Source organism: Asticcacaulis sp. (assembly GCF_047605585.1).
In the GTDB taxonomy this organism is placed as follows: domain Bacteria; phylum Pseudomonadota; class Alphaproteobacteria; order Caulobacterales; family Caulobacteraceae; genus Asticcacaulis.
Map to the genome: position 1 here is coordinate 991298 of NZ_JASGFK010000001.1, position 22867 is coordinate 1014164.

22 protein-coding genes are annotated in these 22867 nt (G+C 58.9%); 15 read left to right on the plus strand and 7 right to left on the minus strand.

Annotated features, from left to right (window positions below):
• Positions 1–19: 19 nt before the first annotated feature.
• From rho to hemE, 4 genes are all read right to left on the minus strand, one after another.
• The gene (rho, locus tag QM647_RS04670) at positions 20–1414 is read right to left on the minus strand and encodes a transcription termination factor Rho (protein ID WP_414994306.1); all 1395 of its coding nucleotides are present in this window, start codon (positions 1412–1414) and stop codon (positions 20–22) included.
• Positions 1415–1766: 352 nt separating this feature from the next.
• The gene (locus QM647_RS04675) at positions 1767–2222 is read right to left on the minus strand and encodes a CopD family protein (RefSeq protein ID WP_414994307.1); all 456 of its coding nucleotides are present in this window, start codon (positions 2220–2222) and stop codon (positions 1767–1769) included.
• Positions 2219–3247, minus strand: a complete 1029-nt coding sequence (gene hemH / locus QM647_RS04680; RefSeq protein ID WP_414994569.1) for a ferrochelatase — start codon at positions 3245–3247, stop codon at positions 2219–2221. The genes QM647_RS04675 and hemH overlap by 4 nt, the downstream gene beginning before the upstream one ends.
• A complete protein-coding gene (hemE, locus tag QM647_RS04685; RefSeq protein ID WP_414994308.1) occupies positions 3241–4266 on the minus strand; it encodes a uroporphyrinogen decarboxylase in 1026 nt (341 codons plus the stop codon). The genes hemH and hemE overlap by 7 nt, the downstream gene beginning before the upstream one ends.
• 466 nt (positions 4267–4732) lie before the next feature.
• Between hemE and QM647_RS04690 the strand changes: the two genes are divergently transcribed.
• From QM647_RS04690 to dnaQ, 5 genes are all read left to right on the plus strand, one after another.
• Positions 4733–5584 (plus strand): pyruvate, water dikinase regulatory protein, encoded by an 852-nt coding sequence (locus QM647_RS04690; RefSeq protein ID WP_414994309.1) that lies wholly within the window; start codon positions 4733–4735, stop codon positions 5582–5584.
• A 165-nt stretch (positions 5585–5749) separates the two neighbouring features.
• Complete coding sequence (locus tag QM647_RS04695; protein WP_414994310.1) at positions 5750–6343, plus strand: Maf family protein; 594 nt, start codon at positions 5750–5752, stop codon at positions 6341–6343.
• Positions 6340–7188 carry a shikimate dehydrogenase family protein gene (locus tag QM647_RS04700; RefSeq protein WP_414994311.1) on the plus strand — a complete coding sequence of 283 codons (849 nt, stop codon included), beginning with the start codon at positions 6340–6342 and terminating at the stop codon, positions 7186–7188. Before QM647_RS04695 ends, QM647_RS04700 begins: the two co-directional genes overlap by 4 nt.
• Positions 7185–7763, plus strand: coding sequence for a dephospho-CoA kinase (gene coaE / locus QM647_RS04705; protein WP_414994312.1), 579 nt, complete (start codon positions 7185–7187; stop codon positions 7761–7763). Before QM647_RS04700 ends, coaE begins: the two co-directional genes overlap by 4 nt.
• Before the next feature lie 39 nt (positions 7764–7802).
• Positions 7803–8501: a DNA polymerase III subunit epsilon gene (dnaQ, locus tag QM647_RS04710; protein ID WP_414994313.1), complete on the plus strand. Its 699-nt coding sequence runs from the start codon at positions 7803–7805 to the stop codon at positions 8499–8501.
• Here the strand turns inward: dnaQ and QM647_RS04715 are convergent.
• Complete coding sequence (locus tag QM647_RS04715) at positions 8498–8932, minus strand: response regulator (protein ID WP_414994314.1); 435 nt, start codon at positions 8930–8932, stop codon at positions 8498–8500. The genes dnaQ and QM647_RS04715 overlap by 4 nt on opposite strands.
• Positions 8933–9157: 225 nt before the next feature.
• Complete coding sequence (secB, locus tag QM647_RS04720; RefSeq protein ID WP_414994315.1) at positions 9158–9634, minus strand: protein-export chaperone SecB; 477 nt, start codon at positions 9632–9634, stop codon at positions 9158–9160.
• A 208-nt stretch (positions 9635–9842) separates the two neighbouring features.
• Between secB and QM647_RS04725 the strand changes: the two genes are divergently transcribed.
• On the plus strand, positions 9843–10529 hold the full coding sequence (locus tag QM647_RS04725) for a Tim44/TimA family putative adaptor protein (RefSeq protein WP_414994316.1): 687 nt from the start codon (positions 9843–9845) through the stop codon (positions 10527–10529).
• Entirely contained in the window at positions 10526–11692 is a 1167-nt protein-coding gene (locus tag QM647_RS04730; RefSeq protein ID WP_414994317.1) for an MltA domain-containing protein, read from the plus strand. The genes QM647_RS04725 and QM647_RS04730 overlap by 4 nt, the downstream gene beginning before the upstream one ends.
• 90 nt (positions 11693–11782) lie before the next feature.
• Here QM647_RS04730 and QM647_RS04735 read toward each other — a convergent pair whose 3' ends face one another.
• Complete coding sequence (locus tag QM647_RS04735; protein ID WP_414994318.1) at positions 11783–12193, minus strand: MAPEG family protein; 411 nt, start codon at positions 12191–12193, stop codon at positions 11783–11785.
• A 594-nt stretch (positions 12194–12787) separates the two neighbouring features.
• On the opposite strand from QM647_RS04735, the gene QM647_RS04740 reads away from it, so the two are divergent.
• From QM647_RS04740 to ybeY, 8 genes are all read left to right on the plus strand, one after another.
• Complete coding sequence (locus QM647_RS04740) at positions 12788–17644, plus strand: NAD-glutamate dehydrogenase (RefSeq protein ID WP_414994319.1); 4857 nt, start codon at positions 12788–12790, stop codon at positions 17642–17644.
• Between the two features lie 109 nt (positions 17645–17753).
• Positions 17754–18323 (plus strand): NifU family protein, encoded by a 570-nt coding sequence (locus QM647_RS04745; protein WP_414994320.1) that lies wholly within the window; start codon positions 17754–17756, stop codon positions 18321–18323.
• Positions 18324–18977 carry a tRNA (adenosine(37)-N6)-threonylcarbamoyltransferase complex dimerization subunit type 1 TsaB gene (gene tsaB, locus QM647_RS04750; protein WP_414994321.1) on the plus strand — a complete coding sequence of 218 codons (654 nt, stop codon included), beginning with the start codon at positions 18324–18326 and terminating at the stop codon, positions 18975–18977.
• Between the two features lie 5 nt (positions 18978–18982).
• Positions 18983–19426, plus strand: coding sequence for a ribosomal protein S18-alanine N-acetyltransferase (gene rimI / locus QM647_RS04755; protein ID WP_414994322.1), 444 nt, complete (start codon positions 18983–18985; stop codon positions 19424–19426).
• Between the two features lie 51 nt (positions 19427–19477).
• Positions 19478–19891, plus strand: a complete 414-nt coding sequence (locus QM647_RS04760) for a Fur family transcriptional regulator (protein ID WP_414994323.1) — start codon at positions 19478–19480, stop codon at positions 19889–19891.
• A gap of 175 nt (positions 19892–20066) precedes the next feature.
• Positions 20067–21416, plus strand: coding sequence for a tRNA (N6-isopentenyl adenosine(37)-C2)-methylthiotransferase MiaB (gene miaB / locus QM647_RS04765; protein ID WP_414994324.1), 1350 nt, complete (start codon positions 20067–20069; stop codon positions 21414–21416).
• Positions 21416–22393, plus strand: coding sequence for a PhoH family protein (locus QM647_RS04770; RefSeq protein WP_414994325.1), 978 nt, complete (start codon positions 21416–21418; stop codon positions 22391–22393). The genes miaB and QM647_RS04770 overlap by 1 nt, the downstream gene beginning before the upstream one ends.
• Entirely contained in the window at positions 22393–22866 is a 474-nt protein-coding gene (gene ybeY, locus QM647_RS04775) for an rRNA maturation RNase YbeY (RefSeq protein WP_414994326.1), read from the plus strand. The genes QM647_RS04770 and ybeY overlap by 1 nt, the downstream gene beginning before the upstream one ends.
• Position 22867: the final 1 nt, after the last annotated feature.

Below are 22867 nucleotides of genomic sequence, written 5' to 3' on the forward strand. Positions count from 1 at the left end.
CGCGGCGCCTGAGCGCTTATTAAGTATTCATCGACTGGAAGAATTCGCCATTGTTCTTCGTCTGGCGCAGCTTGTCGATGAGGAACTCGATCGCATCCTGGGCACCCATCGGATTGAGGATGCGGCGCAGGACATAGGTCTTTTGCAGGTTGACCTTATCGGTGAGCAGGTCTTCCTTACGCGTGCCGGACTTGAGGATATCCATGGCCGGGAAGACGCGCTTGTCGGCGACCTTACGGTCGAGCACGATTTCCGAGTTACCCGTGCCCTTGAATTCTTCGAAGATAACTTCGTCCATACGCGAGCCTGTATCGATCAGGGCCGTGGCGATGATCGTCAGCGAACCGCCCTCTTCGATATTCCGGGCCGCACCGAAGAAGCGCTTCGGACGTTGCAGGGCGTTGGCGTCGACACCACCGGTCAGGACCTTGCCCGATGACGGCACGACGGTGTTGTAGGCGCGGCCAAGGCGGGTAATCGAATCGAGCAGAATGACAACATCGCGCTTGTGTTCGACCAGGCGCTTGGCCTTTTCGATGACCATTTCGGCGACTTGGACGTGGCGTGTCGCCGGTTCATCGAAGGTCGAAGAGATGACTTCGCCCCGCACGGTGCGCTGCATGTCGGTGACTTCTTCCGGACGTTCGTCGATCAACAGAACGATCAGATAGCAGTCCGGGTGATTGGCGGCGACCGACTTGGCGATGTTCTGCAGCATGACGGTTTTACCCACGCGCGGCGGGGCGACGATCAAACAGCGCTGACCCTTGCCGAGCGGCGCCACGATATCGATGATGCGACCGGAGCGATCCTTCAGCGTCGGGTCTTCGATCTCCATCCACAAACGCTGGTCGGGATAGAGCGGCGTCAGGTTATCGAAGTGAACCTTATGCTTGATGTTTTCCGGATCTTCAAAATTGATGGTCTGGATCTTGAGCAGGGCGAAATAGCGCTCACCTTCACGCGGCGAACGGATCGGGCCTTCAACCGTGTCGCCGGTGCGCAGGCCATGGCGGCGGATCTGCTGCGGCGAGACATAGATGTCATCCGGGCCCGGCAGGTAGTTGGCTTCGGGCGAACGCAGGAAGCCGAAACCGTCCTGGAGCACTTCCATCACGCCGGAGCCGGTGATTTCGACGCCCTCTTCAGCCAGCGCTTTCAGCACGGCGAACAGCATATCCTGCTTGCGCATGTTGGAGGCATTTTCGACACCGAGAGATTCAGCGAAAGTCAGCAGGTCAGTCGGCGATTTGTCCTTCAGAGTCTGGAGCGACATTTTCTGGCCGGCCATGGAACCAACGACTTCTTCCTCGTCATCGCCTTCTTCTGTTTCCAGATCGGCATCAAGGGTGTCATCGGTCAGGTTATCTTCAGCCTGAATTTCGGTTTCGGGAGTTTCGGTATCGTCGGTCATGGTATTCTCTTCAGCAGATTCAGGATACGCGCAGGGTAATAGCCAAGGCTTTTGCCTTGAGCCATTGCGATGGTACCCCAGCCCATTTTAGCTTAAACGCTTGAAAAGGCTTATAAATTTCAAATGAAGTGGCCATTCCACAGAACGTGGCGCCATCAGGACAGCCGTCAAAACAGCTTTAGTCGGTTGCGATAACTACACCAAGACGGCGGATCGTCAAGTTAATCCTTATGGGGTTTGGGGCCTGAGGCCCCAAGTCTTCCTCTATCTTTTCCTGCTTAAGGCCCTTTGGGCCTAAGACAGGAAAAGATTTAAGACAGATGTGGGGTCACAGACCCCACGCCCCATATGATCAATTTGACCAGAACTGCAAGGTCACCGCCAGCACCATGATGATGGCCAGTACGAACGGCACCTCGTTGATCTTGCGCCAGAACTTTTCCGTCCCAATCGGCTCGCCGCGTTGCAGCTTCTTGAAACGCACCGCCAGAAAATGGTGATAGCCAGTGATCCCGACAATCCCCAGTTCCTTCACCACGAACCACGGCTCCTGGAAAAACTTCCAGCCTTCCATAAAGCAGACATGGTAAACGATCAGGCAGATGCCAAACACCCAGACCGCGATCATAGCCGGGTTCATGATCACCCGCAGCAGATTGCGCTCCATGACCTTGAAGACATCCGTCACCGCTGTCACCTCAGCATGCTTGATATGATAGATGAACAGCCGCGGCAGGTACAAAAGCCCGGCCATCCAGGCGATCACCGCCAGGATATGCAGCCCGCGAAACAGATCATACCAGTTCATGCGATGCGCCTTTTCGGACAGAAACTGTGACACCCGGCGCAGTCATGATCCCCGACCACCGCAGCCGGTGAGCCGAGCGCCTTCAGCACCTCATCATTCAGCGCCTTGATATAGCTTGGGTTGATACCCAGCGCCGGCAAACGGATATAGTCTTTCACACCCGAAGCGGCCGCCAGATGCGCATATTCGATATCCAGTTCCACAAGGGTTTCGATATGCTCGGACACAAAGGCGATCGGCACCAGAATGATCGACTTGCCATCGGCACCCGCCTTCTGGATGCTGGCATCGGTCGATGGCCCGATCCATTTCATCGGCCCCACCCGGCTTTGATAACAGATGCTGTGCTCGATCGGATTGCCAAGCCCGGCCATGATCTTCGCCACGCACGCTTCGACCTGCGCCTGATACGGATCGCCGCGTGTAATAATGCTTTCCGGCAAGCCATGCGCCGAAAACAGCAGGCGATAATGCCCCGGCTGCTTCAGGGTGCCAATCTTTGCGGCAATGGCATCGACATGCGCCTTGATGAAATGGGCATTGTCCGAATAGCAGCAGACCCGCGTGACCTTCGCCGCGCCCTTATAAGCCTTGTCGAAGGCCTCGAAAGACGACAGGCTGGTGGTTGAGGAAAACTGCGGATAGAGCGGCAGCAGCACGATCTCATCCGGCGACCAGGCCTCAATCTCGCGCACGGTTTCTTCCACGAACGGATGCCAGTAACGCATGCCGATAAAGACCTTCGCCTCGATCCCCTTGGTATTGGCCTCGATATAGGCTTCCAGCGCTTGTGCCTGCGCTTGGGTTTCTTTCAGGATCGGCGACCCGCCGCCCATATGAGCGTAGTTCTTTTTGGCCATCGGCGCGCGGCGACTGGAAATCAGCGAAGCCACGCCCTGGCGAAAACCGAACGGCAGGTTGATGATGTTCTTGTCGGCAAAGAGATTATAAAGGAAGCCCTGCACATCTTCGGGGTTTTTCGGTCCGCCGAGATTGAACAACAATACCGCTATGCGCTTCACGATCTGATCCGCTTGAGAGCCTGCTCGACATGAGCCATGGGCGTATCCGGGAAGATGCCGTGGCCCAGATTGAAGATCAAGGGCCCCTGCCCCCAGCTTTGCAGAATAAGGTCAATGGCTTCATCCAGCGCCTTGCCGCCGGAACGTAAGACCACCGGATCGAGCGCGCCCTGGATCGGCACCTTTGTCTGTAATTCAACGCCCAGCTTCATCGGCGTGGCCGTGCCGAGCCCCATGCCCTGCACCGGCACCTGATCGGCATAGTCATGGCAACGCGCTTCCGCGCCACGCGGAAAACCGATAATCGGCAGAGTGACGCCCAGCTCCCTCACCCGCCGGATCAGACGGATATGCGGCTGGATAATCAGGCTGTCGAAATAAGGATCAGGGAAACCTTCCGCCCAGCTTTCAAATATCTTCAGCACCTGCGCGCCATTATCGGCCTGCATCTTCAGATACTGGGCCGAGGCCTCGATGACGATATCCGTGAGATCGAGCACCTTCTGATAGTCATCATAAACGAAAGCCCTGATGAGACTGCGATCGTGAGCCTTCTTGCCGTTCAGCATGTAGGTCATCACCGTCCATGGCCCACCGCAGAATCCGATCAGCGTCGTCTCTGGCGTCAGCTCGGCTTTCACGCGGGCAACTGTTTCACCGACGCTCTTCAACGCTTCCCCTGCCGAGCCTGCTTTTTCCCGCATGGTGTCCAGTGTCGGCAATTCCCCAAGCACAGGTCCTTCACCCGCTGCAAAGGTCAGATCCTGCCCCAGGGCCAAAGGGATCATCAGAATATCTGAAAAGAGAATGGCGGCGTCGAAGCCATATCGCCTGATCGGCTGCAAGGTAGCCTCGGCCGCCTTCTCTGGCGTGAGACAAAAATCAACGAACCCTTTGGTCGTCGCCCGAAGCTCACGGTATTCCGGCAGATAGCGCCCCGCCTGACGCATGAACCATACCGGAGGCGTCTTAACCGTCTTGCCGTCGAGAACCTGAAGTATGGGTGCCTGAATGGGGGCCATGAGTCAACCTGTGGGAAATGGGCCCTCCCCTTTGACCTAATCCAAATAAAAAGAAAAGGGTTTGTAGAAGGTTATAGGGCCGGGGACAGTGCGCAAAAGTGTCGCAGATTTTGCCGGATTCACCGGTTTTTCACATCCTGTCATAAAAGGTTATTGCTTCATTAACAGCCCTGTGAATGGCTTGGATAATTAACCAAATATTAGTATTGCTTAAAAAATTCTTAAGAGCTTGGCCGGCATTCGTGTGAATGGTTAATGAAAAGTTAACTTACGCACAGAGAGCCATAAGGATTTCATACAGAATTGCCCGGAGTCGATAATCGTCGGGTAAAAGCACCGGTTTTGCACGCTTTCCCCCGCTCTTGCGGCCGTTTGCGAATTGCTGGATGATTGTCCACGAAAGAGCCGGACTTATACAATCGCCTTATCCCCAGTTCGGCGCACAGATTTAATTTACAGGACCGCGATGTCAGGCCCCACTTCGAAGATCGGCAGCTATTTCCACGTTCATCTGGTGTCGGATTCGACCGGCGAAACCCTGAATGCCCTGGCCAAGGCGGCGGCGGCCCGCTTTGAAGGCATTTTGCCCATCGAGCATATCTATGTGCTGATCCGCTCGGAAAAGCAGCTGGAGCGAGCGCTTACGGAAATCGAGAGTTTTCCGGGGATTGTGCTGCACACCATGGTCGATATGGAATTGCGCACCATGCTGGAAGCGCGCTGTCGCGAACTGGATATGCCGGCGATCGGCGTGCTCGATCCGCTGGTGGTGGCCTTCTCGCGACATCTGGGGGCAGCCGTCTCCAAGCGGGTCGGCGCCCAGCATAATCTCGACAATGAATATTTCGAGCGCATCGAGGCGCTGAACTATGCCATTGCCCACGATGATGGCGCAGCGGCCGACCGGGTGAAGAATGCCGATGTGGTGCTGGTGGGGGTGAGCCGGACGTCGAAAACCCCGACTTGCATCTATCTGGCGCACCGCGGCATCAAGGCAGCCAATATTCCGTTGGTGCCGGGTCGGGGTCTGCCGGAAGAACTGGATGAGGTGAATGTGCCGCTGGTAGTGGGCCTGATCGCCTCGCCGGAACGGCTGATCTCGATCCGCAAGAATCGGCTGCTCACCCTGAATGATGACCGTCCCTCCTCCTACACTGATACGGAAGCCGTGCGGCAGGAGATCATCGCGGCGCGCCGGCTGTTCGAACGCAAGGGCTGGCCGGTGATCGATGTGACGCGGCGCTCGATCGAGGAAACCTCGGCGACGATTATCAGCCTGCTGAACGAGAAGCGGACCGGGAGGCTCGGCGGGATTTAAAGTCGCAGGGGTCGCGGACCCCTGCACTCCGGAACGTGATAGTGGATAATTACATAATACTAAAAAAGTCGGGGCCTAAGTGCCCCGGCTTTTTTAGTATTAGCGACTAAACACCGTCGTGTTATGGGGTGCAGGGGCCCCCGCCCCTGCAACTTAAAGACCTTCATGACCCAACTTATCCTCGCCTCCGCCTCCGCTTCCCGCTCCGCCCTCCTCACCAGCGCCGGCCTTTCGCACACCAAAATCCCGGCCAATCTCGACGAAGACGCCATCAAGGACGAATGCCTGGCGCGCGGTCACAGCCCCAAATCCGTGGCGCTGAAACTGGCCGAGGCCAAGGCGCTGCATGTTTCGCTGGCCAATCCCGGCCTCGTGCTTGGCGGCGATCAGGTGCTGCAACTTGAAAATGACCTGATCAGCAAGTCGCACAATCTCGATGAAGCCCGCGCCTTGCTCAAACGTATGAGCGGCAAGATTCATTACCTCCATGCTGGCATGGCCCTGGCGGAAAACGGTCAGATTGTCTGGTCGAATGTCGAAACCGCCGAAATGACCGTGCGTCCGTTGTCCGATGCCTTTATCGAGCAGTATCTGGCCCAGACCGGCGACAAGATTCTTTCCAGCGTCGGCTGCTACCAGCTCGAAAGCGAAGGCGTGCATCTCTTCGAAGCCATTCGCGGCGACTATTTCACCGTGCTCGGCCTCCCCCTCCTCCCGCTTCTGGCGCAATTGCGCAATCTTAAGGTAGTAATGGCATGAAAACCGATCTGCCCACGGGTGCCGCCATGGTCGCCGGCGTTGTTGGACAGCCGATCCATCACTCCTTAAGCCCTTTTTTGCATACGGCATGGTTGCGCGACCTTGGCCTGAATGGTGTCTACGCCCCTTTTGGTCCGAAGGATGAACACGGCTTCGACCGCCTGATCCTTTCCTGCCGCTCCAACGGCATCAAGGGTCTGAACGTCACTGCCCCGTTCAAGGAACAGGCCCTGGCTCTGGCCGATACGGTTTCCGATACCGCCCGAAAAGCCGGTTCGGCCAACCTGTTGACTTTTGATGACGACGGTTACGTCCATGCCGATTCCACCGACGGTCATGGCCTGTTGCGGGCTTTCGAACTTCAGGCGCCGGACTGCGATCTGTCCTCGGCGCCGGTGGCGATTATGGGCGCCGGTGGCGCGTCGCGCGCCGTGGTCGCGGCCCTGCTCGCAAAAGGCTGTCCAGAAGTGCGCATCATCAACCGCACCCTCGCCCGCGCCGAGGAACTGGTCTTTGCCTTCCAGACGGGTGTCACGGCCTTCGATCTGACTCAGGTGGATCGCGCTTTTGATGGCGCCATCGCCGTGATCAATGCCGCATCTGGTGGGCCGCACCCTTTGTTTGAAGGTCTGAACGAAAACGCCGCCGTCATGGATATGACCTACCGCCCGCTGAAAACCGCCTGGCTGCAGGCGGCGGAAGTGCGCGGTTTGAAAACGGTCGATGGTCTGAACATGCTGATCGAACAGGCCCGCCCCAGCTTCCGGGCGTTCTATGGGGTCGAACCCTGGCCGGGCTTCGATATCCGCAAGCTGGCGCTGGATTTCCTGGGAGAAACGGAATGATCAAGCTCGGCCTGACCGGCTCCATCGGCATGGGAAAATCGACCATCGCGGCCATGTTCACCGATGAAGGTGTGCCCGTGTGGGATGCCGACCTGGCCGTGCATGGTCTTTATGCCGACTCTGAACCGCTTAAAGTGAAACTGGTCGAAACCTTTGGCGATGTGCTCACCGATGGTGTGGTGGACCGAGTTAAACTGTCAGCGGCGTTGAAAGGTGAAGCGGCGAATTTCGACGCACTCAATGCGCTTGTCCACCCGGCACTGGCGGAGGACCGGCTGGCTTTTTTCGCCCGGCATAAGGCGGCCGCGCTCGTCGTCGTTGATATCCCCCTGCTCTACGAAGTCGGTGCGGATTCCTATCTGGACAAGGTTCTGGTGGTCAGCGCCCCGGCCGATGTGCAGGCCGCGCGCGTGCTGGCGCGTGCCGGCATGACTGAGGCCAAGTTCGAGGCGATCCTGGCGCGTCAGATGCCGGATGCCGAAAAACGGGCGCGGGCCGATTTTGTCATCGACACCTCGAAAAGCCTGGATGACTGCCGCGATGCCGTAAAGGCATTGATCGAAAAATTGCGTTGACCACTTTACAAATCGCACGCATCTCCGCACTTACAGGTAATGGCCCTAGAAATCGTACTCGACACCGAAACCACCGGCATTGACCACCGCAAGGGTCACCGCCTGATCGAAGTCGGTTGTATCGAGATCGAGGACCTGTTGCCCACAGGCCGGACCTATCACCGCTATATCGATCCGGAACGCGAGATCGAGCCGGATGCCATCCGCGTTCACGGCATCACCAATGAAATGGTGCGTGGCAAGCCGAAAATGGCCGAGATATGCGACGAACTGCTTGAATTCATTGGCGATCGCAAGATCATCGCCCACAACGCGTCGTTCGACCGCGGTTTCATCAACATGGAGCTGGAGCGGCACAGTCGTCCGTTCCCGCCGGATGACCAGTGGATCGATACGCTGGAAATGGCGCGCCTGAAATATCCCGGCGCCTCCAATTCGCTAGATGCCCTGTGTCGGCGCTTCAATATTTCCCTGGCCGAACGTGATCTACACGGCGCCCTGATCGACGCCCGCCTGTTGGCGAGTGTCTATCTCGAACTGCTGGGCGGCAAGGAACGGGGGCTCGATCTTGAAATGGTGGGGGCCCGGGCCGCCGCCAGCGCCATTGCCAACCATACCGGCTATGGCCCTCGTCCGCGTCCGCTGGCTTCGCGCATCACCGCCGCCGAGGCAGAAGCGCACGACGCCTTCGTGAAAAAATACCTGAAAGACAAGGCCCTTTGGCCTCCGGTCAATTAAGCCGCTTTACGGCCGGTACGCAGCAGCCAGAGCATATCCTCCAGCACATTCGGATTGACGGGCTTGACCAGGTGAAGGTCGAAGCCGGCTGAAGCCGTTTTCAGGCGCATCTGTTCGTCACCCCAGCCAGTCTGGGCGATGATTTTGAGATGCGGCAGTTCCGGCATGGCGCGGAGGGCCTTGCAAACGGCTATGCCATCCATTTCAGGCATGCCGATATCGAGCAGGACAACATTGGGGCTGAAGTCGGCAGCCAGTTTCAGGGCCGTTCTTCCATCATTGCAGCTTTTGACCTCGTCGCCGAACAGTTCGACCATCCAGCGCAGGGTGTCGGCCGAAGCCTGGTTATCGTCAACCACCAGCACGCGCAGAGAATGGGCGGTGCGATCGTCTGCCTGGGAGTTGGCGGGCAGGGGAGATTTAAAAGACATCTTGAAAACAGGGACTTGTAGGCGGGCGGATTTTCCGCAGGGCGTTCCCTTACCGCGCCGGAAATAAAAAATCGCTGTGGTTCGCCGGAGTGCAAAAAAGCCCGGCGTCACCACCGGGCTTCTTACAGTCTCGAACTCCAAACGTCTTCGCGTTTGGCAAGCGCGACGCGCGCCCGAGCCGATGCGAGGTATCTCTTATGCAAAAACGCTCGATCGCTTAAGCGATCAAGCCTGTCCCACCGTCTGCTGTGACTGGATATTGCCCTTTTGCTGCAGGTACAGCGCGCCGAAATCGATTGGATCGAGGAAGAAGGGCGGGGTGAAGCCGCCATCGGCGGTCGCATCGGCGATGATGCGGCGGGCGAAGGGGAAGAGGTAGCGCGGGCACTCGACCAGCAGGGTCGGCTCGACCATCTGCTCGGGAATATTGCCGAGCTGGAACAGGCCGCCATAGACCAGTTCGATGGCGAACATGGCGCCTTCCGGCGTCGAGGCCTTGACCCCCAGCTTGATATCGACTTCGAACAGGCCATCCGGACGACCCTTGGCGCTCATTTCAACACCGAGATCGACTTCCGGGCGCGAATCCATGCGCAGGGAATTGGGCGCGCGCGGGTTTTCGAAGGAGAAATCGCGGATGAATTGCGCGAGAACCTGCATTTGCGGGGCAGGGGGCTGCTCGGGGATAAAGGCGTCAGACATGAACTTGGGCTCCGGTATATCGTCTCTTGCCGATGGCGAAACCCTCGCAATCGGCATATGTGGGAAATGCGACTATCAGATAAGAAAATTTTAAGCAATGAAACGAAGTGTTCCGTTTCCTTAAACTTATCCTATATAGTTACCGTGCGGGGCGTGCGAAACGCCTGGATGGCCGAATCGGCCCGCGCAAACCAGAAGAGATTACGCCGTGAGCACCCAAGTCCTAGCCCTGATTGTCTTCGCCGTCCTGGCCGTGGTGATCCTGCTGCAGCTTTATAATGTGCTGGGCCGCAAGGTGGGTTTCCGGCCGGAAGAAAAGCCGGCGGGTCCCAAGGGCGAGGATATGGAAGCCATTGCGCGCGCCGAACGGGTGCCCGAAGCCCTGCGCATGCCCAATCTCGAAACCCTGAAAACGCGCGACGTCAATTTCAACGAGATCAATTTCCTGGAAAAGGCGCGCGAAACCTATGAGCAGGTCGTGATCGCCTTCCATAAGGGTGAGCTGGATACGATCCGCGACAAGCTTTCGGAAAAGGTCATGAGCAGCTTCCGCGAGGCCATTGACCAGCGCGCTGCCGCGCCGAAGGATACGGTCAGCTTTGTTGATACGCCGAAGGCCGATCTCGATCATATCGATTTCAAGGAAGACCTGGCCCAGATCCGCGTGCGTTTCCTTTCCGAACTGGCCTATGAGGAAATCGCCGTCCCTAAAAGCGAAGACGCGGGCGAGACCACCGAAGCCGCCGTGCCGGTGACCAGGCTGGATAAGAAGGCCGAACCGGTCAAGCCGCATCGCAGCTACAAGCGCACCGCTGAATACTGGACGTTCCAGAAGGGCATGAAGAATCCTTCCAGCCCGTGGCTTCTCACCAAGGTAGAGGCGGCCAAGGCGTGAAGCTGAGGTCCGGTTTTGCAATAGCGCTGGCCCTGCTAGTCACGGCCTGCGCCGAACGGCCGCTTGCGCCGCCGGTGGTTACGGCGCCGAAAACGCCGGAAAATCCGAATGGCGCGCCGCCGGCCTATCTGCCGACGCCTGTGCCCGAAGGCGCGCGCCTGTCCGACATGCCCGGTTGGCAGGATACCGATCCCTTTATCGCCCTGGAGGCGGTGCGCGCCACCTGTCAGTATAAAAAGGGCCGCCAGTATGCCGAGGTCTGCGCCGATATGGTGCAGCAGGATTTCGAAACCCCGGAGCAGATACTGGCCTGGCTCAATGTCCATTTCCGCGTCGAGAAGGTGGAGGGGCCCAATAATAATTCAGGCTTGCTAACGGGCTATTTCGTGCCGGATTACGAGGCGCAGCTCACCCCCGACGCCGAGTTTTCGCAGCCCGTGCGCACCAAACCGGCGGACCTGGTCTATGTGCCGGGTTCGCAAATGACGCCGGCTTCTTCGGCGCCGAAAGTGGCCGCCCGCAAGCTCGGCGATCTGTATGTGCCCTATTTCACTCGCGCCGAAATCGAGCAGCTCCCGCCGAATGCGCAATATTATATGCGGCCGGAAGACTATTTCTTCATGCAGCTGCAGGGATCGGGTTTCCTGGACCTGCCCGATGGCAGCCGGGTCTATGCCGCCTATGCCGCCGATAATGGCTGGCCCTTCGTCGGTATCGCCAAGACCCTGACCGAGCGCGGCCTTCTGGAAAAGACCCAGACCTCGGGTGACAATATCCATGCCTGGCTGGCGGCGCATCGCGGTCCGGAAGCCGCCGAGATCATGAACACCAATCCGCGCTATGGTTTCTTCGCCATCCAGCCGGAGCAGACCGAACCGGTCGGCGCGTCTGGTCTCGCCCTGCCGCCGGGTTCGGCCATTGCCATCGACCCGACGCAGAACGACATGGGCGATCTGTTCTGGATCGATGCCGATGCCGGCACGCTGAAGGATAGCTTCCCGGCCTACCAGCGGATGGTGGCGGCGCTCGATACGGGCGGTGCGATCAAGGGCAAGATACGGGCGGACCTCTATGTCGGCCATGGTCAGCGCGCCGGTTCGGAAGCCGGCCGAATCAAGCATAGCTTACGCATGTGGCGGATCGTGCCCTATACCTCAAAATGACTTGTCATCTGGCAAGGGCGACTGCTTACCGCCATTTATGCGGCGCGCCGATTCCTGCCGACATTCGTGGCGGCGTTTGAGGCCTTAAACCTAAAAACGAAAAGCGATCCTGAGGGCGTCAAAGCACAGTATGCCGAGAACAGCAGAACTGGCGAGGAACAGGCAGAAGCGGATCATGGTGATATTGACGGTCGATTGTACGATCGAATGGATGATGCGCACGGCTACATAAAGCCAGGCCAGGTATTCCAGCCCCGGATTGGACATGCCGCTCAGGAAGATACCGAGGCACAGGGCATAGAACAGGGTCGGCTGCTGCATCAGGTTGTTGTAGTTGTCCGCCGCCCATTGCGCCTGCGGCGGCATGCGGCGGATGGCATCGCTGCTTTGCAGGCGGGCTTCGGACATCGCGTAACGGACAAGCGCCGGCAGCCTGCGGACATAGAGCCAGACAAGCATGATCATCGACCAGGCAACAAGCGCGAGTACGGGTTGTATCATCGTGCCAGCAGCCTAGCGGCCAAAAGCTAAATTAAGATTGAATAACGTTCCGTTAGCCATAGATTTTAATAACAATGAACACGCATTCCACACGTTTTCCGCACGGACATGTGATGCGAACGGGGGTGGTTCGCGCGAATGGGGAGTGATAAATTCCGCTGCGTCACTACGGTGTTTCAGCCGGGTGGCCCGCCGGAATTCAGGCCATGCCCCGCCTGAACCGTGCGGCAAGGTCCAAAAACGAGATGCCTTGTGCCTTCCCCCCGGCGCAGGCCATCAACCAGACGTAAGGGCCGCCTTCCCCCATAGGCGGCCCTTATGCCTAAGCCGCCGATCCCCGCCGGATTGGCGGCTTTTTATTGCGCAATAAACGCGAAGGTACGCAACGCCGCCAGGGTTGATGCGGCGAGCCCTGCGGCATTTGAGGGGAAAACGTGATCACAATTGTCACAATCGCGGGCAAGTTTGTAGTGAAAGCGTTACGCGCTTTTGTTAAACATTGCCGCGCATACTGCGCCCCGATTTGGGCCTATAATAACGAACCGCGAGCGGCGCCACCCCGACACCCGCGGTCAGGATCAAGTGGAAATACATATGGATACGCTCATCCCCGGCAATAGCCAGTCTCCCTCCAAGGACGCCCTGACAAAGGCTTTCATATCCGATCGGGGGGCGAAGGACTTCCTCCGGCTCGATGAGAGTGAAAAAACCTTTCTGACCCAGATCCTGGAAGATTTCGACGCGGACGAACTGCCGGGCCTAAGCGCCGGCGATCTTAATCGTGTCATTGCTGGCTTCTGGCAATATGGTGAGCAGCGCAGCGGCGCCCAGACAAGCCGTCGTATTTCGCCGATACTGGATGGCAGCAGCCAGCCGACGGCCTATGATGCGGTCGAGATCGTGCAGATGGACTCGCCGTTCATCGTCGAAACCGTCATGGGCGAACTGATTGACCAGGGCGTTTCGATCCGCTCGATGTTCCACCCGGTGGTGACTATCCACCGCGATTTTGACGGCAAGCGCGTCAAGGCGGGCGACGAGGTTCGGGAATCGATGATGCTCGTCTTTATCGAGCGCCAGAGTGGCGAGCGACATGCCCAGATCCTGGATGGCATCGACCAGAGCCTCAATGACCTCAAGCTGGCCGTGCGCGATTTTCCGCGCATGCAAAAACTGCTGGCGGAAGAAATTGCCGCACTCGAAAGGCAGCGCAGCAATCCCAATATAGACCCGGCGGCGCTGGAAGAAAACCTGGCCTTCCTGCGCTGGATCGATGAAAACCATTTCGTTTTCCTGGGCGCGCGCGGTTATGCCTATCCGCGTGAAAGCGATGGCGCCTATGCCAAGGAAGAGCCGTTGAACCAGATGCAGGAAGGTTTCGGCGTGCTGCGCGATGCCGGCCGCACCGTGTTGCGTCGCTCGTCCGAACCGGCGATCCTCAGCCAGCAGCTGATGACGCAGCTACTGAATTCCGAGCCGGTGACCGTGGCCAAGGCCAATATCAAGTCCCGCGTCCATCGCCGTATCTATATGGATTATATCGGTATCAAGCGGTACGGCGCCGATGGTCAGCCTTCCGGCGAGGTCCGTTTCGTCGGATTGTTCACCAGCGAGGCCTATGATCGTCCGGCCTTCGAAGTGCCGCTCATCCGCCGCAAGGCCGAGCATGTGTTGCACGAGGCGGCGGCGCTGGGTTTGCAGGGCGGCTATAATGAAAAGCGCCTGAAAAACATCGTCGAAACCTATCCACGCGACGAACTGTTCCAGATGACCGAACAGGAATTGCTGCGCATCGCCCGTGGCATATTGCACCTCAGCGATCGGCCGCGCGTCAAGCTGTTCACCCGCACCGATCCGTTCGATCGCTTCATTTCGGTGATGCTCTACATCCCACGCGAAATCTACCAGTCGCGGATGCAGAAAGAAGCCGGAGACATCCTGGCGAAGGCCTGGCTTGGCCGGGTATCGGCTTCCTACAGCTATATCTCGGATTCCCTGCTGTCCTGCATCCACTACATTATCGGCGTGACGCCGGGCGATCATTTCGATCCGAATATCGCCGATGTCGAAGCCGATATCGAAAACATCACTCGCTCCTGGCCGCAAAAGGTGGCGGCGCAGGTTTCGCGGCTGGAAGCTGCGCCCAAGGGTATTGACTGGATGACCTGGGCCGCTGCCTTCCCCGGCGGTTACCAGGAACGCTATACGCCGGCCGAGGCGGTGACCGATGCAATCGTACTGAATGGCCTGTCGGCCGAAGCGCCGGTCAATGTCCGTGCCTATCAGCGCCTTGAAGACGCTGACAGCATCTTCTGTTTCAAGCTCTATACCCGTGCGGAAAAAGCCATTCCCCTGTCGGATATCCTGCCGGTACTCGGCAATATGGGTGTCAAGACACTGGAGGAATACGGCTATCATGTGCGCTCGTCGCAGATCGGCACCTATTGGGTCCATGAATTCATTCTCAAACTGCCGCGCAGCCATGCCGGTGTCTTCGCCGATTTCCGTGAGGAATTCGAACAGACCCTGCTGGCCCTGTGGTACGGCAAAACGGAAGATGACGGCTTCAATGCCCTGGCCCTGACCGGCCAGTCGTGGCGCGAAGTGGCCCTGCTGCGCGCCTTCTGCCGCTATCGCGTTCAGTCTGGTCTTGATCCGAGCCCGGATATCCAGCAGGCGGCCCTGCGCGAAAATCCGGACGTGGTCGAGGCCCTGCTGGCTCTGTTCAATGCCAAGTTCGCGCTTGCCGGCGGGGACGCCAAGAACCGGCTGGCCTCGGTCGAGGCGGCCACGGCCACTATCGATACCCTGTTGCAAAAGGTCGCCAGCCTCGATCACGACCGTGTCCTGCGTCGTCTGTCCGCTTTGATCGGCGCCACCCGTCGCACCAACTATTTCCAGACTGACGCGGACGGTAACGACAAGGCCTATATCTCCTTCAAGGTCGCCAGTCGCGAACTGGTCGATCTGCCGGAGCCCAAGCCCTACCGCGAAATCTTTATCTGGTCGCCGGGAGTCGAGGGCGTGCATCTGCGTTTCGGGCCGGTGGCGCGGGGCGGCTTGCGCTGGTCTGACCGCAAGGATGATTTCCGTACCGAAGTGCTGGGTCTGGTCAAGGCGCAGCAGGTCAAGAACGCGGTCATCGTGCCGGTCGGCTCCAAGGGCGGCTTCTTCCCGAAGAAACTGCCGAAGACAGGCACGCCGGATGAGGTGAAAAACGCCGCCATCGTCGCATACAAAACCTTCCTTTCGGGTCTGCTGGACCTGACTGACAATCTTGACGCCAAGGGTCATATTGTCCCGCCGGCCGATGTTATCCGCTGGGATGATCCTGACCCCTATCTGGTCGTCGCCGCCGACAAGGGCACGGCCACCTTCTCCGATATCGCCAACGGGGTTTCGGCGGATTATAATTTCTGGCTGGGCGATGCCTTTGCGTCGGGCGGCAGCGTTGGTTATGACCACAAGGCCATGGGCATTACGGCCAAGGGCGCCTGGGAAGCGGTCAAGAGACATTTCCGGGAAATTGGAAAAGATATCCAGTCCGAGCCCTTCACCGTGGCGGGGGTCGGCGATATGTCGGGCGACGTCTTCGGCAATGGGATGCTGCTGTCAAAAGAAACCCTGCTGGTCGCCGCCTTCGATCACCGCGACATCTTTATCGATCCCAATCCGGATGCGGCCAAGGCGTTTGCCGAGCGCGAACGCATGTTCGCTTTGCCGCGCTCCAGCTGGCAGGACTACAACAAGGAACTGATTTCGAAAGGCGGCGGCGTCTTCCCGCGCAGCCAGAAATCGATCCCGCTTTCGCCGGAAATGAAGGCTTTACTTGACCTTGAGGCAAACGAAGTCTCGCCGTTCGAGCTGATGCAGGCGATCCTGAAGGCCCGCGTCGAGCTGCTCTATTTCGGCGGTATCGGCACCTATATCAAGGCGCCGGCGCAAGCGAATCTCGATGTCGGCGACAAGGCCAATGACGCCATCCGCATCGATGGTCCGGAGGTGCGCGCCAAGGTGATCGGCGAGGGGGCCAATCTCGGCATCACCCAGGCGGGCCGTATTTCGTGCGCGGAATCCGGCGTGCGGCTCAATACCGACGCCATCGATAATTCCGCCGGCGTGGATTGCTCTGACCATGAGGTCAACATCAAGATCCTGCTCGGTCAAGTTATCGCTTCCGGCAAGCTTAAGGCCGATGATCGGGATGCGCTCCTGGCCAGCATGACCGACGATGTGTCGCGCCATGTGCTGAAGCACAACTACGACCAGACCCTGGCGCTTTCGCTGCAGGAAGCGACATCGGCCGACGATAACAGTGCGCAGCAGGCCTTCATGACCGGCCTGGAAAAACGTGGCCGCCTCGATCGCAAGGTCGAAGGCCTGCCAGCCAATTCGGTGCTGGAGGCGCGTAAAATCAGTGGCCATGGTCTTTACCGACCCGAACTGGCCGTCATCACCGCCTATGCCAAGCTGGTCCTGTTCGACGATATCGTCGCCGGCACGGCACCGGATGATGCGGAGCTCATACCGGTTCTGGTGCGTTATTTCCCGCCAGCCCTGCACGACTATAGGGACGCCATTCGCAAGCACCGCCTGCACCGCGAGATCATCGCCACGGTGGTGAGCAACGAGATCGTCAATGTTTGCGGTCCGAGCTTCGCCATGCGCCTGACCCATGGCGCGGGTGTCGATGCCTCGGCCCTGGTGCGCGCTTTCGAGGCCACGCGTCGGTTGTTCGATATCAATGCCCTGTGGAGCGAGGTCAATGCGCTCGACAACCGGATACCGGCAGCGGCGCAGACCGCGCTTTACAGCGATCTCGCCAGCTTTGTCCGTCACCAGACCTACTGGATCGCCCGACGCTTTGCCGGTCAGACGGCCGATCTGGCCGCCATGTTGAAGCCCTATGCGGAAGGAATCTCGAACCTGCTGGCCCAGGGCGATGCGGCCTTTACAGAAACCATCAAAACACGCCTGGCCGATCGTGTGGCCGAACTGGAAGCTCTCGGTTGCCCGGCCGACCTGGCGGCGCGCATTACCCGCCTCAGCGCTCTCCACCACGTGTCGGATATCATCGACCTGGCTTCGGAAAAGAAGAAGCCGCTCGACAAGACGGCCGAGCTTTACTTCCTCACCGGCGTACATTTCGGCTTCGATGGTTTGCAGGCTGGGGCCGGTGATCTGGCCTCCAATGACCCGTGGGACCGCATGGCGACCCGTCGCCTGATCGAAGACGTTCTGGCCGAACAGAAGACGGTGGTGAAGACCATGATGGCCCGTATGTCGCCCAATGAAAGCCCGGCCGAGATCATCGAAAACTGGGAATTCGAGAACAAGGCGCTGATTGAGCCGTTGCAATCGATGATGACCGATATGGAAACCGGCGGCTGGAGCTTTGCCAAGCTGACCATCGTCAATGCCCTGCTGCGTGAGTGGGCGGCGAAGTTATAGGAGAAGGCGAGGGGTTATAATAACCCCTCGACCCCATAACAGAAGATGCCTCTTGTCTTGGCAGCGCTTTAGGCCCATTTACGGCCCAGTTACAGCTTAAGGCGCCGCCATGTTTATCCAGACCGAAGCCACTCCGAACCCTGACGTCATCAAGTTCATCCCCGGACAGGAGGTGCTTGAGAGCGGCACGAAGGAATTCCGTTCTGCTGAAGAGGCCAAGGCCTCGCCCCTGGCAGAGGCGCTGTTCGCGCTCGATGGCGTGGCCGGGCTGTTTTTCGGCAGTGACTTCCTGACCGTGCGCCGCTCGCCTGACTCAGACCTGATCTGGGCCCAGCTCAAGCCGCCGATCCTGGCCGCGATCATGGATTTCTATTCCTCTGGCCAGCCGATCCTGCGCGAAGTCGCCGTGAAAAAGGACGACATCGTCTATGAAGGCGAACTTGGCCAGATTGTCGCCGAAATCAAGGATCTGCTGGATACGCGCGTCCGCCCGGCCGTGGCGCAGGATGGCGGCGATATCGAATTCGACAGCTTTGATCTGGAGTCGGGCACGCTCTATCTGCACATGCGCGGCGCCTGTTCGGGCTGCCCGTCGTCCTCGGCCACCCTGCGTCAGGGCGTGGAGAGCCTGATGAAGCACTATGTGCCGGAAGTGAAGTCCATTGAGCAGGTGCTCTAGTTGGCGCTGCGACTGGTCATCGATACCTCGCTGAATGCCTGCGGCCTGGGGCTGTTTGACGGCGATGCCTGCCTGTTCGAAATCACCGAGGGCATGACGCGAGGCCAGCAGGAACGCTTGCCGGTCATGGCGCTGGAAGCGTTTCAGGCGACCGGGATTAAGGCCAGGGATTTAGACCTTATTGCCGTTACCCTGGGGCCGGGTTCCTTTACCGGTGTCCGCGTTGGACTGTCCTTCGCCAAGGGATTGGCGACGGGCGCCGGGGTGCCGTTGAAAGGGATTGGCACGCTGGAAGCGCTCGGTCATCATGCGGAGCTGCGGGACAAAAAACGTCTGGCGGTGGTGAATGGTGGGCGTGGCCAGATCTATGTTCAGACCTTTCCAGAGGGTATGCCGGTCACGTTGGATATCAATGAACCGGACGCGATCATTGCATTCGCCGCCGCGAACCCGGTAGATATACTGACCGGCCCGGCCGCCGCGCAGCTTCTTGCATATTGGCCGGATGCGACAGAATTCCCCCAGACGTGGCCGTCGCTTGACGCCCTTTCCCGGCTGGCCGTAGGGTTGGGGCATGATGACCTGACCCCGCTGTATATGCGCGAAGCCGATGCCATAGCCTCGACCCGCGGCATTATCAGCCTCAATGCCTGATCCCTATGACCCTGATCCGCCAGCTTGACGCACCCTCCGTGCAATTGGAACACATCCATACGCGATGTTTCGATTACGGCTGGAGTGAAGGCGTCTTCGCCGACCTGCTGATCAAGCCGCATCACCGGACCTATGTGTTCGAGGTGGAGGGCCAGATCGTCAGCTTCGTGGTGATGACCGTGGTGGCCGGCGAGGGCGAGATCATGACCATTTGCACCGATCCGGATTTCCAGAAGCGCGGCCTGGCGCGGATGCTGCTGGAGCAGGTGATCAAGGCCCTGCGCGGGGAGGGGGCAGAGTCGCTGTTCCTTGAGGTGGCGGTCGATAATCCGGCGGCGCTCAAGCTTTATGAAAGCGTCGGTTTCCGCAAGACTGGGCGGCGCAAGGCCTATTACAGCCGCAAGGACAAGCCACCGGTGGATGCCCACATCTTGAGGCTTGCGCTCTGAGGCGCAACACCATACATTTGCGGGACTTTTTGCCTATCCGGAGTGCAGGCCATGGACCGCATTGAAAAGCAGTGTATCGAAAAAGGCATGCGGATGACGGACCAGCGCCGGGTTGTGGCGCGGGTTTTGTCGGCCGCAGAAGACCATCCGGACGTGGAAGAGCTGTATCATCGTGCTGCGGCGGTCGATCCCAATATCTCCCTCGCTACGGTGTATCGCACGGTGCGTCTGTTCGAAGAGGCCGGTGTGGTCGAGCGTCACGATTTCGGCGATGGCCGTTCGCGCTATGAAGAAGCCGGCAGCGATCACCACGACCACCTGATCAATATCAAGACCGGCCAGGTCGTTGAGTTCTTTGATGCCGAGATCGAGAAGATGAAAGAAGCCCTGGCGGAAAAGTTGGGCTACAAGCTGGTCGGCCACAAGCTGGAGCTTTATGGCGTGCCGCTTGGGGAAGAGAAGTGAAGGTTTTGCAGGGGACACAGTCCCCTGCACTCCCGAAACCGTCTTTCATAACAACAAAAAGCCGGACCCCTCAGGGCCCGGTTTTTTGTTATTTTCAAAGAATAGTTATGAGGTGCAGGAGGCTGTGCCTCCTGCAAACCTTGAATTTCTGTCCACAAACGACCATAACGCGCTGATGAACGATCACGTCCCCCTAAAGAAGCTCCATATCAAGACCTATGGCTGTCAGATGAACGTCTATGACAGCGAACGCATGATCGATATCCTGCGTCCGCTGGGCTATGAGGTCTCCGATCAGGCCGAGGGGGCCGATCTCGTCCTGCTCAATACCTGCCATATCCGCGAAAAGGCCGCCGAGAAGGTCTATTCCGAGATTGGCCGTCTGCGCGAGATGCGCGAGGAAAAGGAAGCGCGTGGCGAGGGCCGCATGACCATCGCTGTTGCCGGCTGCGTGGCCCAGGCCGAGGGCAAGGAAATCATGCACCGCGCCCCGGCTGTCGATCTGGTCGTCGGGCCGCAGGCCTATCACCAGCTGCCGGAACTGATCGCGCGCACGCACCGTTCCAAGGGTGAGCGCCTCTCCGCCGATTTTGCACCCGAAGCCAAGTTCGATGCGCTGACGGCCGACCGCGAAGTCTCCGGCCCAACCGCCTTCCTCACCGTTCAGGAAGGCTGCGACAAGTTCTGCACCTTCTGCGTGGTGCCCTATACGCGCGGCGCCGAATGGTCGCGCCCGGTTAAGTCGATCCTGGACGAAGCGAAAGCCCTGGCCGCCAAGGGGGTGCGTGAGCTGACCCTGCTGGGCCAGAACGTCAATGCCTATAACGGTCTTGATACTGACGGTGCGGAATCGACTCTGGCGAAGCTGATGTATGCCCTGGCCGGGATCGAGGGCATCGATCGCCTGCGCTACACCACCTCGCACCCGAACGATATGGGCCAGGACCTGATCGACGCCCATCGCGATCTGCCGGCTGTGATGCCCTATCTGCACCTCCCGGTACAGGCGGGTTCGGACAAGATCCTGCGCGCCATGAACCGTAAGCACGGTCGCCAGGCTTATTTCGACCTGATCGACCGCATCAAGGCGGCGCGCCCGGATCTGGCGCTGTCGGGCGATTTTATTGTTGGCTTCCCCGGCGAGACCGACAAGGATTTCGAGGACACGCTCGATCTCATCCGCCGCGTTGGTTATGCCTCGGCCTTCTCGTTCAAATATTCGCCACGTCCGGGCACGCCGGCCGCCGCCATGCCGGGTCAGGTGCCGGCCGAGGTCGCCGATGCCCGTCTGCAAACCCTGCAGGCCCTGATCATCGAACAGCAGCAGGCTTTCAAGGAAAACCTGATCGGGCAAACGCTCGATATTCTGTTTGAAAAGCCGGGCCGTCTCGAAGGTCAGGCCATTGGCCGCTCACCTTACCTGCAATCGGTTTTCGTGGAAGATGCCGCCCATTTGATTGGCGAAATCCGTCAGGTGAAAATCATCGCCAACAGCAATAACAGCCTGAAAGGTGAACTGGTCTGATGGCCGCCGTGAAGGACGACTTCATTTCCCTGACAGACCCGTGCGTCCTGGCGGTCGTCGGCCCGAGCGAGCGCTACCTCGCCATGATCGAGGGCGCGTTCCGGGTATTGGTCGAAATGCCTGGTGGCGGTCTCGTCGTTTCCGGCGATGCTCGCGCGCGTCAGAAGGCGAAAGCGGTGATCGTTACCCTGGCCGACATGTACGATCAGGGCATCGATATCGCCGAGGACGATGTCCGTCGATTGATCAATCAGCCGCAACTCACGGGCCAGGCCTCCGATAAGACGCGGCCTTCGGCGCCACCGCTCGATCAGCGCAACACCATCGTCATGGGGCGCCGCGGCGCCATTGCCGCCAAGACGGCCGGTCAGGCGGCCTATCTGCACGAACTGGCTTCCAACGATCTCGTTTTCGCCCTGGGTCCGGCGGGTTCCGGCAAGACCTTCCTTGCCGTGGCGCATGGGGTTTCGCTGCTGCTCAAGGGGGCGGTCGACAAGCTGATCATCACCCGTCCGGCGGTCGAGGCCGGTGAACGTCTGGGGTTCCTGCCGGGTGATCTTAATGAGAAGATCGACCCCTACCTGACGCCGATCTGGGGTGCGTTGGACGATATTCTCGGTCCGCAACTATTGGCCAAGAAGCGCGAGACCAAGGAAATCGAAGTCGCGCCGCTGGCCTATATGCGCGGCCGTACGCTGTCCTATGCCTATGTCATCATCGACGAGGCGCAGAACACCACGCGCATGCAGATGAAGATGATCCTGACTCGCCTGGGCGAAGGGTCGAAAATGGTGGTGACCGGCGATCCGTCGCAGATCGACCTGCCCAATCGCGGCGACAGCGGACTGGTTCACGCCGTTCACCTGCTCGATCAGGTCGAGGGTGTCGGCAAGGCGGAACTGAAGGCCGAGGATATCGTTCGCCATGAACTGGTGGCGCGTATCGTTCGGGCCTATGACAACGAGTACAAAAGCTGATGGAACCTGCATCCGAACCTTTAATTGATATCGAGATCGAGGAAGAGGGCTGGCTTGATGCCCTGCCGGATGTGCAGGTCGTGGTGCAGACCGGTATTTCGGCGGTGCTCGCGGCGGTCGAATTCAAGGATCAGGTCGATGTGGTCGTGCTGTTGTGCGACGATGCCGAGATGAAATCGCTCAACAAGGAATACCGCCAGAAGAACGCACCGACCAATGTGCTGTCCTTCCCGGCGCCGCGCATGCCGGGCATCGCCCACCTCGGCGATATCGCCCTCGGCCTGGAAACCTGCGTCCGCGAGGCGGAGGAACAGAAAAAGACGCTGAAAAATCACGTCCTCCATCTCTCTATCCATGGCGCTTTGCATTTATTGGGCTATGATCATATGAACGATGAAGAGGCGGAAGAGATGGAAAATCTCGAACGCGATATTCTGAAGCGTCTGAACGTCGCTGATCCTTACGGAACCTGAA

What these genes read in the sequence shown, in the direction of transcription:
- rho (WP_414994306.1), bottom strand. Translation starts at nt 1,414, where the DNA reads ATGACCGACGATACCGAAACTCCCGAAACCGAAATTCAGGCTGAAGAT.
- QM647_RS04675 (WP_414994307.1), bottom strand. Translation starts at nt 2,222, where the DNA reads ATGAACTGGTATGATCTGTTTCGCGGGCTGCATATCCTGGCGGTGATC.
- hemE (WP_414994308.1), bottom strand. Translation starts at nt 4,266, where the DNA reads ATGGCCCCCATTCAGGCACCCATACTTCAGGTTCTCGACGGCAAGACG.
- QM647_RS04690 (WP_414994309.1), top strand. Translation starts at nt 4,733, where the DNA reads ATGTCAGGCCCCACTTCGAAGATCGGCAGCTATTTCCACGTTCATCTG.
- QM647_RS04695 (WP_414994310.1), top strand. Translation starts at nt 5,750, where the DNA reads ATGACCCAACTTATCCTCGCCTCCGCCTCCGCTTCCCGCTCCGCCCTC.
- QM647_RS04700 (WP_414994311.1), top strand. Translation starts at nt 6,340, where the DNA reads ATGAAAACCGATCTGCCCACGGGTGCCGCCATGGTCGCCGGCGTTGTT.
- coaE (WP_414994312.1), top strand. Translation starts at nt 7,185, where the DNA reads ATGATCAAGCTCGGCCTGACCGGCTCCATCGGCATGGGAAAATCGACC.
- dnaQ (WP_414994313.1), top strand. Translation starts at nt 7,803, where the DNA reads ATGGCCCTAGAAATCGTACTCGACACCGAAACCACCGGCATTGACCAC.
- QM647_RS04715 (WP_414994314.1), bottom strand. Translation starts at nt 8,932, where the DNA reads ATGTCTTTTAAATCTCCCCTGCCCGCCAACTCCCAGGCAGACGATCGC.
- secB (WP_414994315.1), bottom strand. Translation starts at nt 9,634, where the DNA reads ATGTCTGACGCCTTTATCCCCGAGCAGCCCCCTGCCCCGCAAATGCAG.
- QM647_RS04735 (WP_414994318.1), bottom strand. Translation starts at nt 12,193, where the DNA reads ATGATACAACCCGTACTCGCGCTTGTTGCCTGGTCGATGATCATGCTT.
- QM647_RS04740 (WP_414994319.1), top strand. Translation starts at nt 12,788, where the DNA reads ATGGATACGCTCATCCCCGGCAATAGCCAGTCTCCCTCCAAGGACGCC.
- QM647_RS04745 (WP_414994320.1), top strand. Translation starts at nt 17,754, where the DNA reads ATGTTTATCCAGACCGAAGCCACTCCGAACCCTGACGTCATCAAGTTC.
- rimI (WP_414994322.1), top strand. Translation starts at nt 18,983, where the DNA reads ATGACCCTGATCCGCCAGCTTGACGCACCCTCCGTGCAATTGGAACAC.
- QM647_RS04760 (WP_414994323.1), top strand. Translation starts at nt 19,478, where the DNA reads ATGGACCGCATTGAAAAGCAGTGTATCGAAAAAGGCATGCGGATGACG.
- miaB (WP_414994324.1), top strand. Translation starts at nt 20,067, where the DNA reads ATGAACGATCACGTCCCCCTAAAGAAGCTCCATATCAAGACCTATGGC.
- QM647_RS04770 (WP_414994325.1), top strand. Translation starts at nt 21,416, where the DNA reads ATGGCCGCCGTGAAGGACGACTTCATTTCCCTGACAGACCCGTGCGTC.
- ybeY (WP_414994326.1), top strand. Translation starts at nt 22,393, where the DNA reads ATGGAACCTGCATCCGAACCTTTAATTGATATCGAGATCGAGGAAGAG.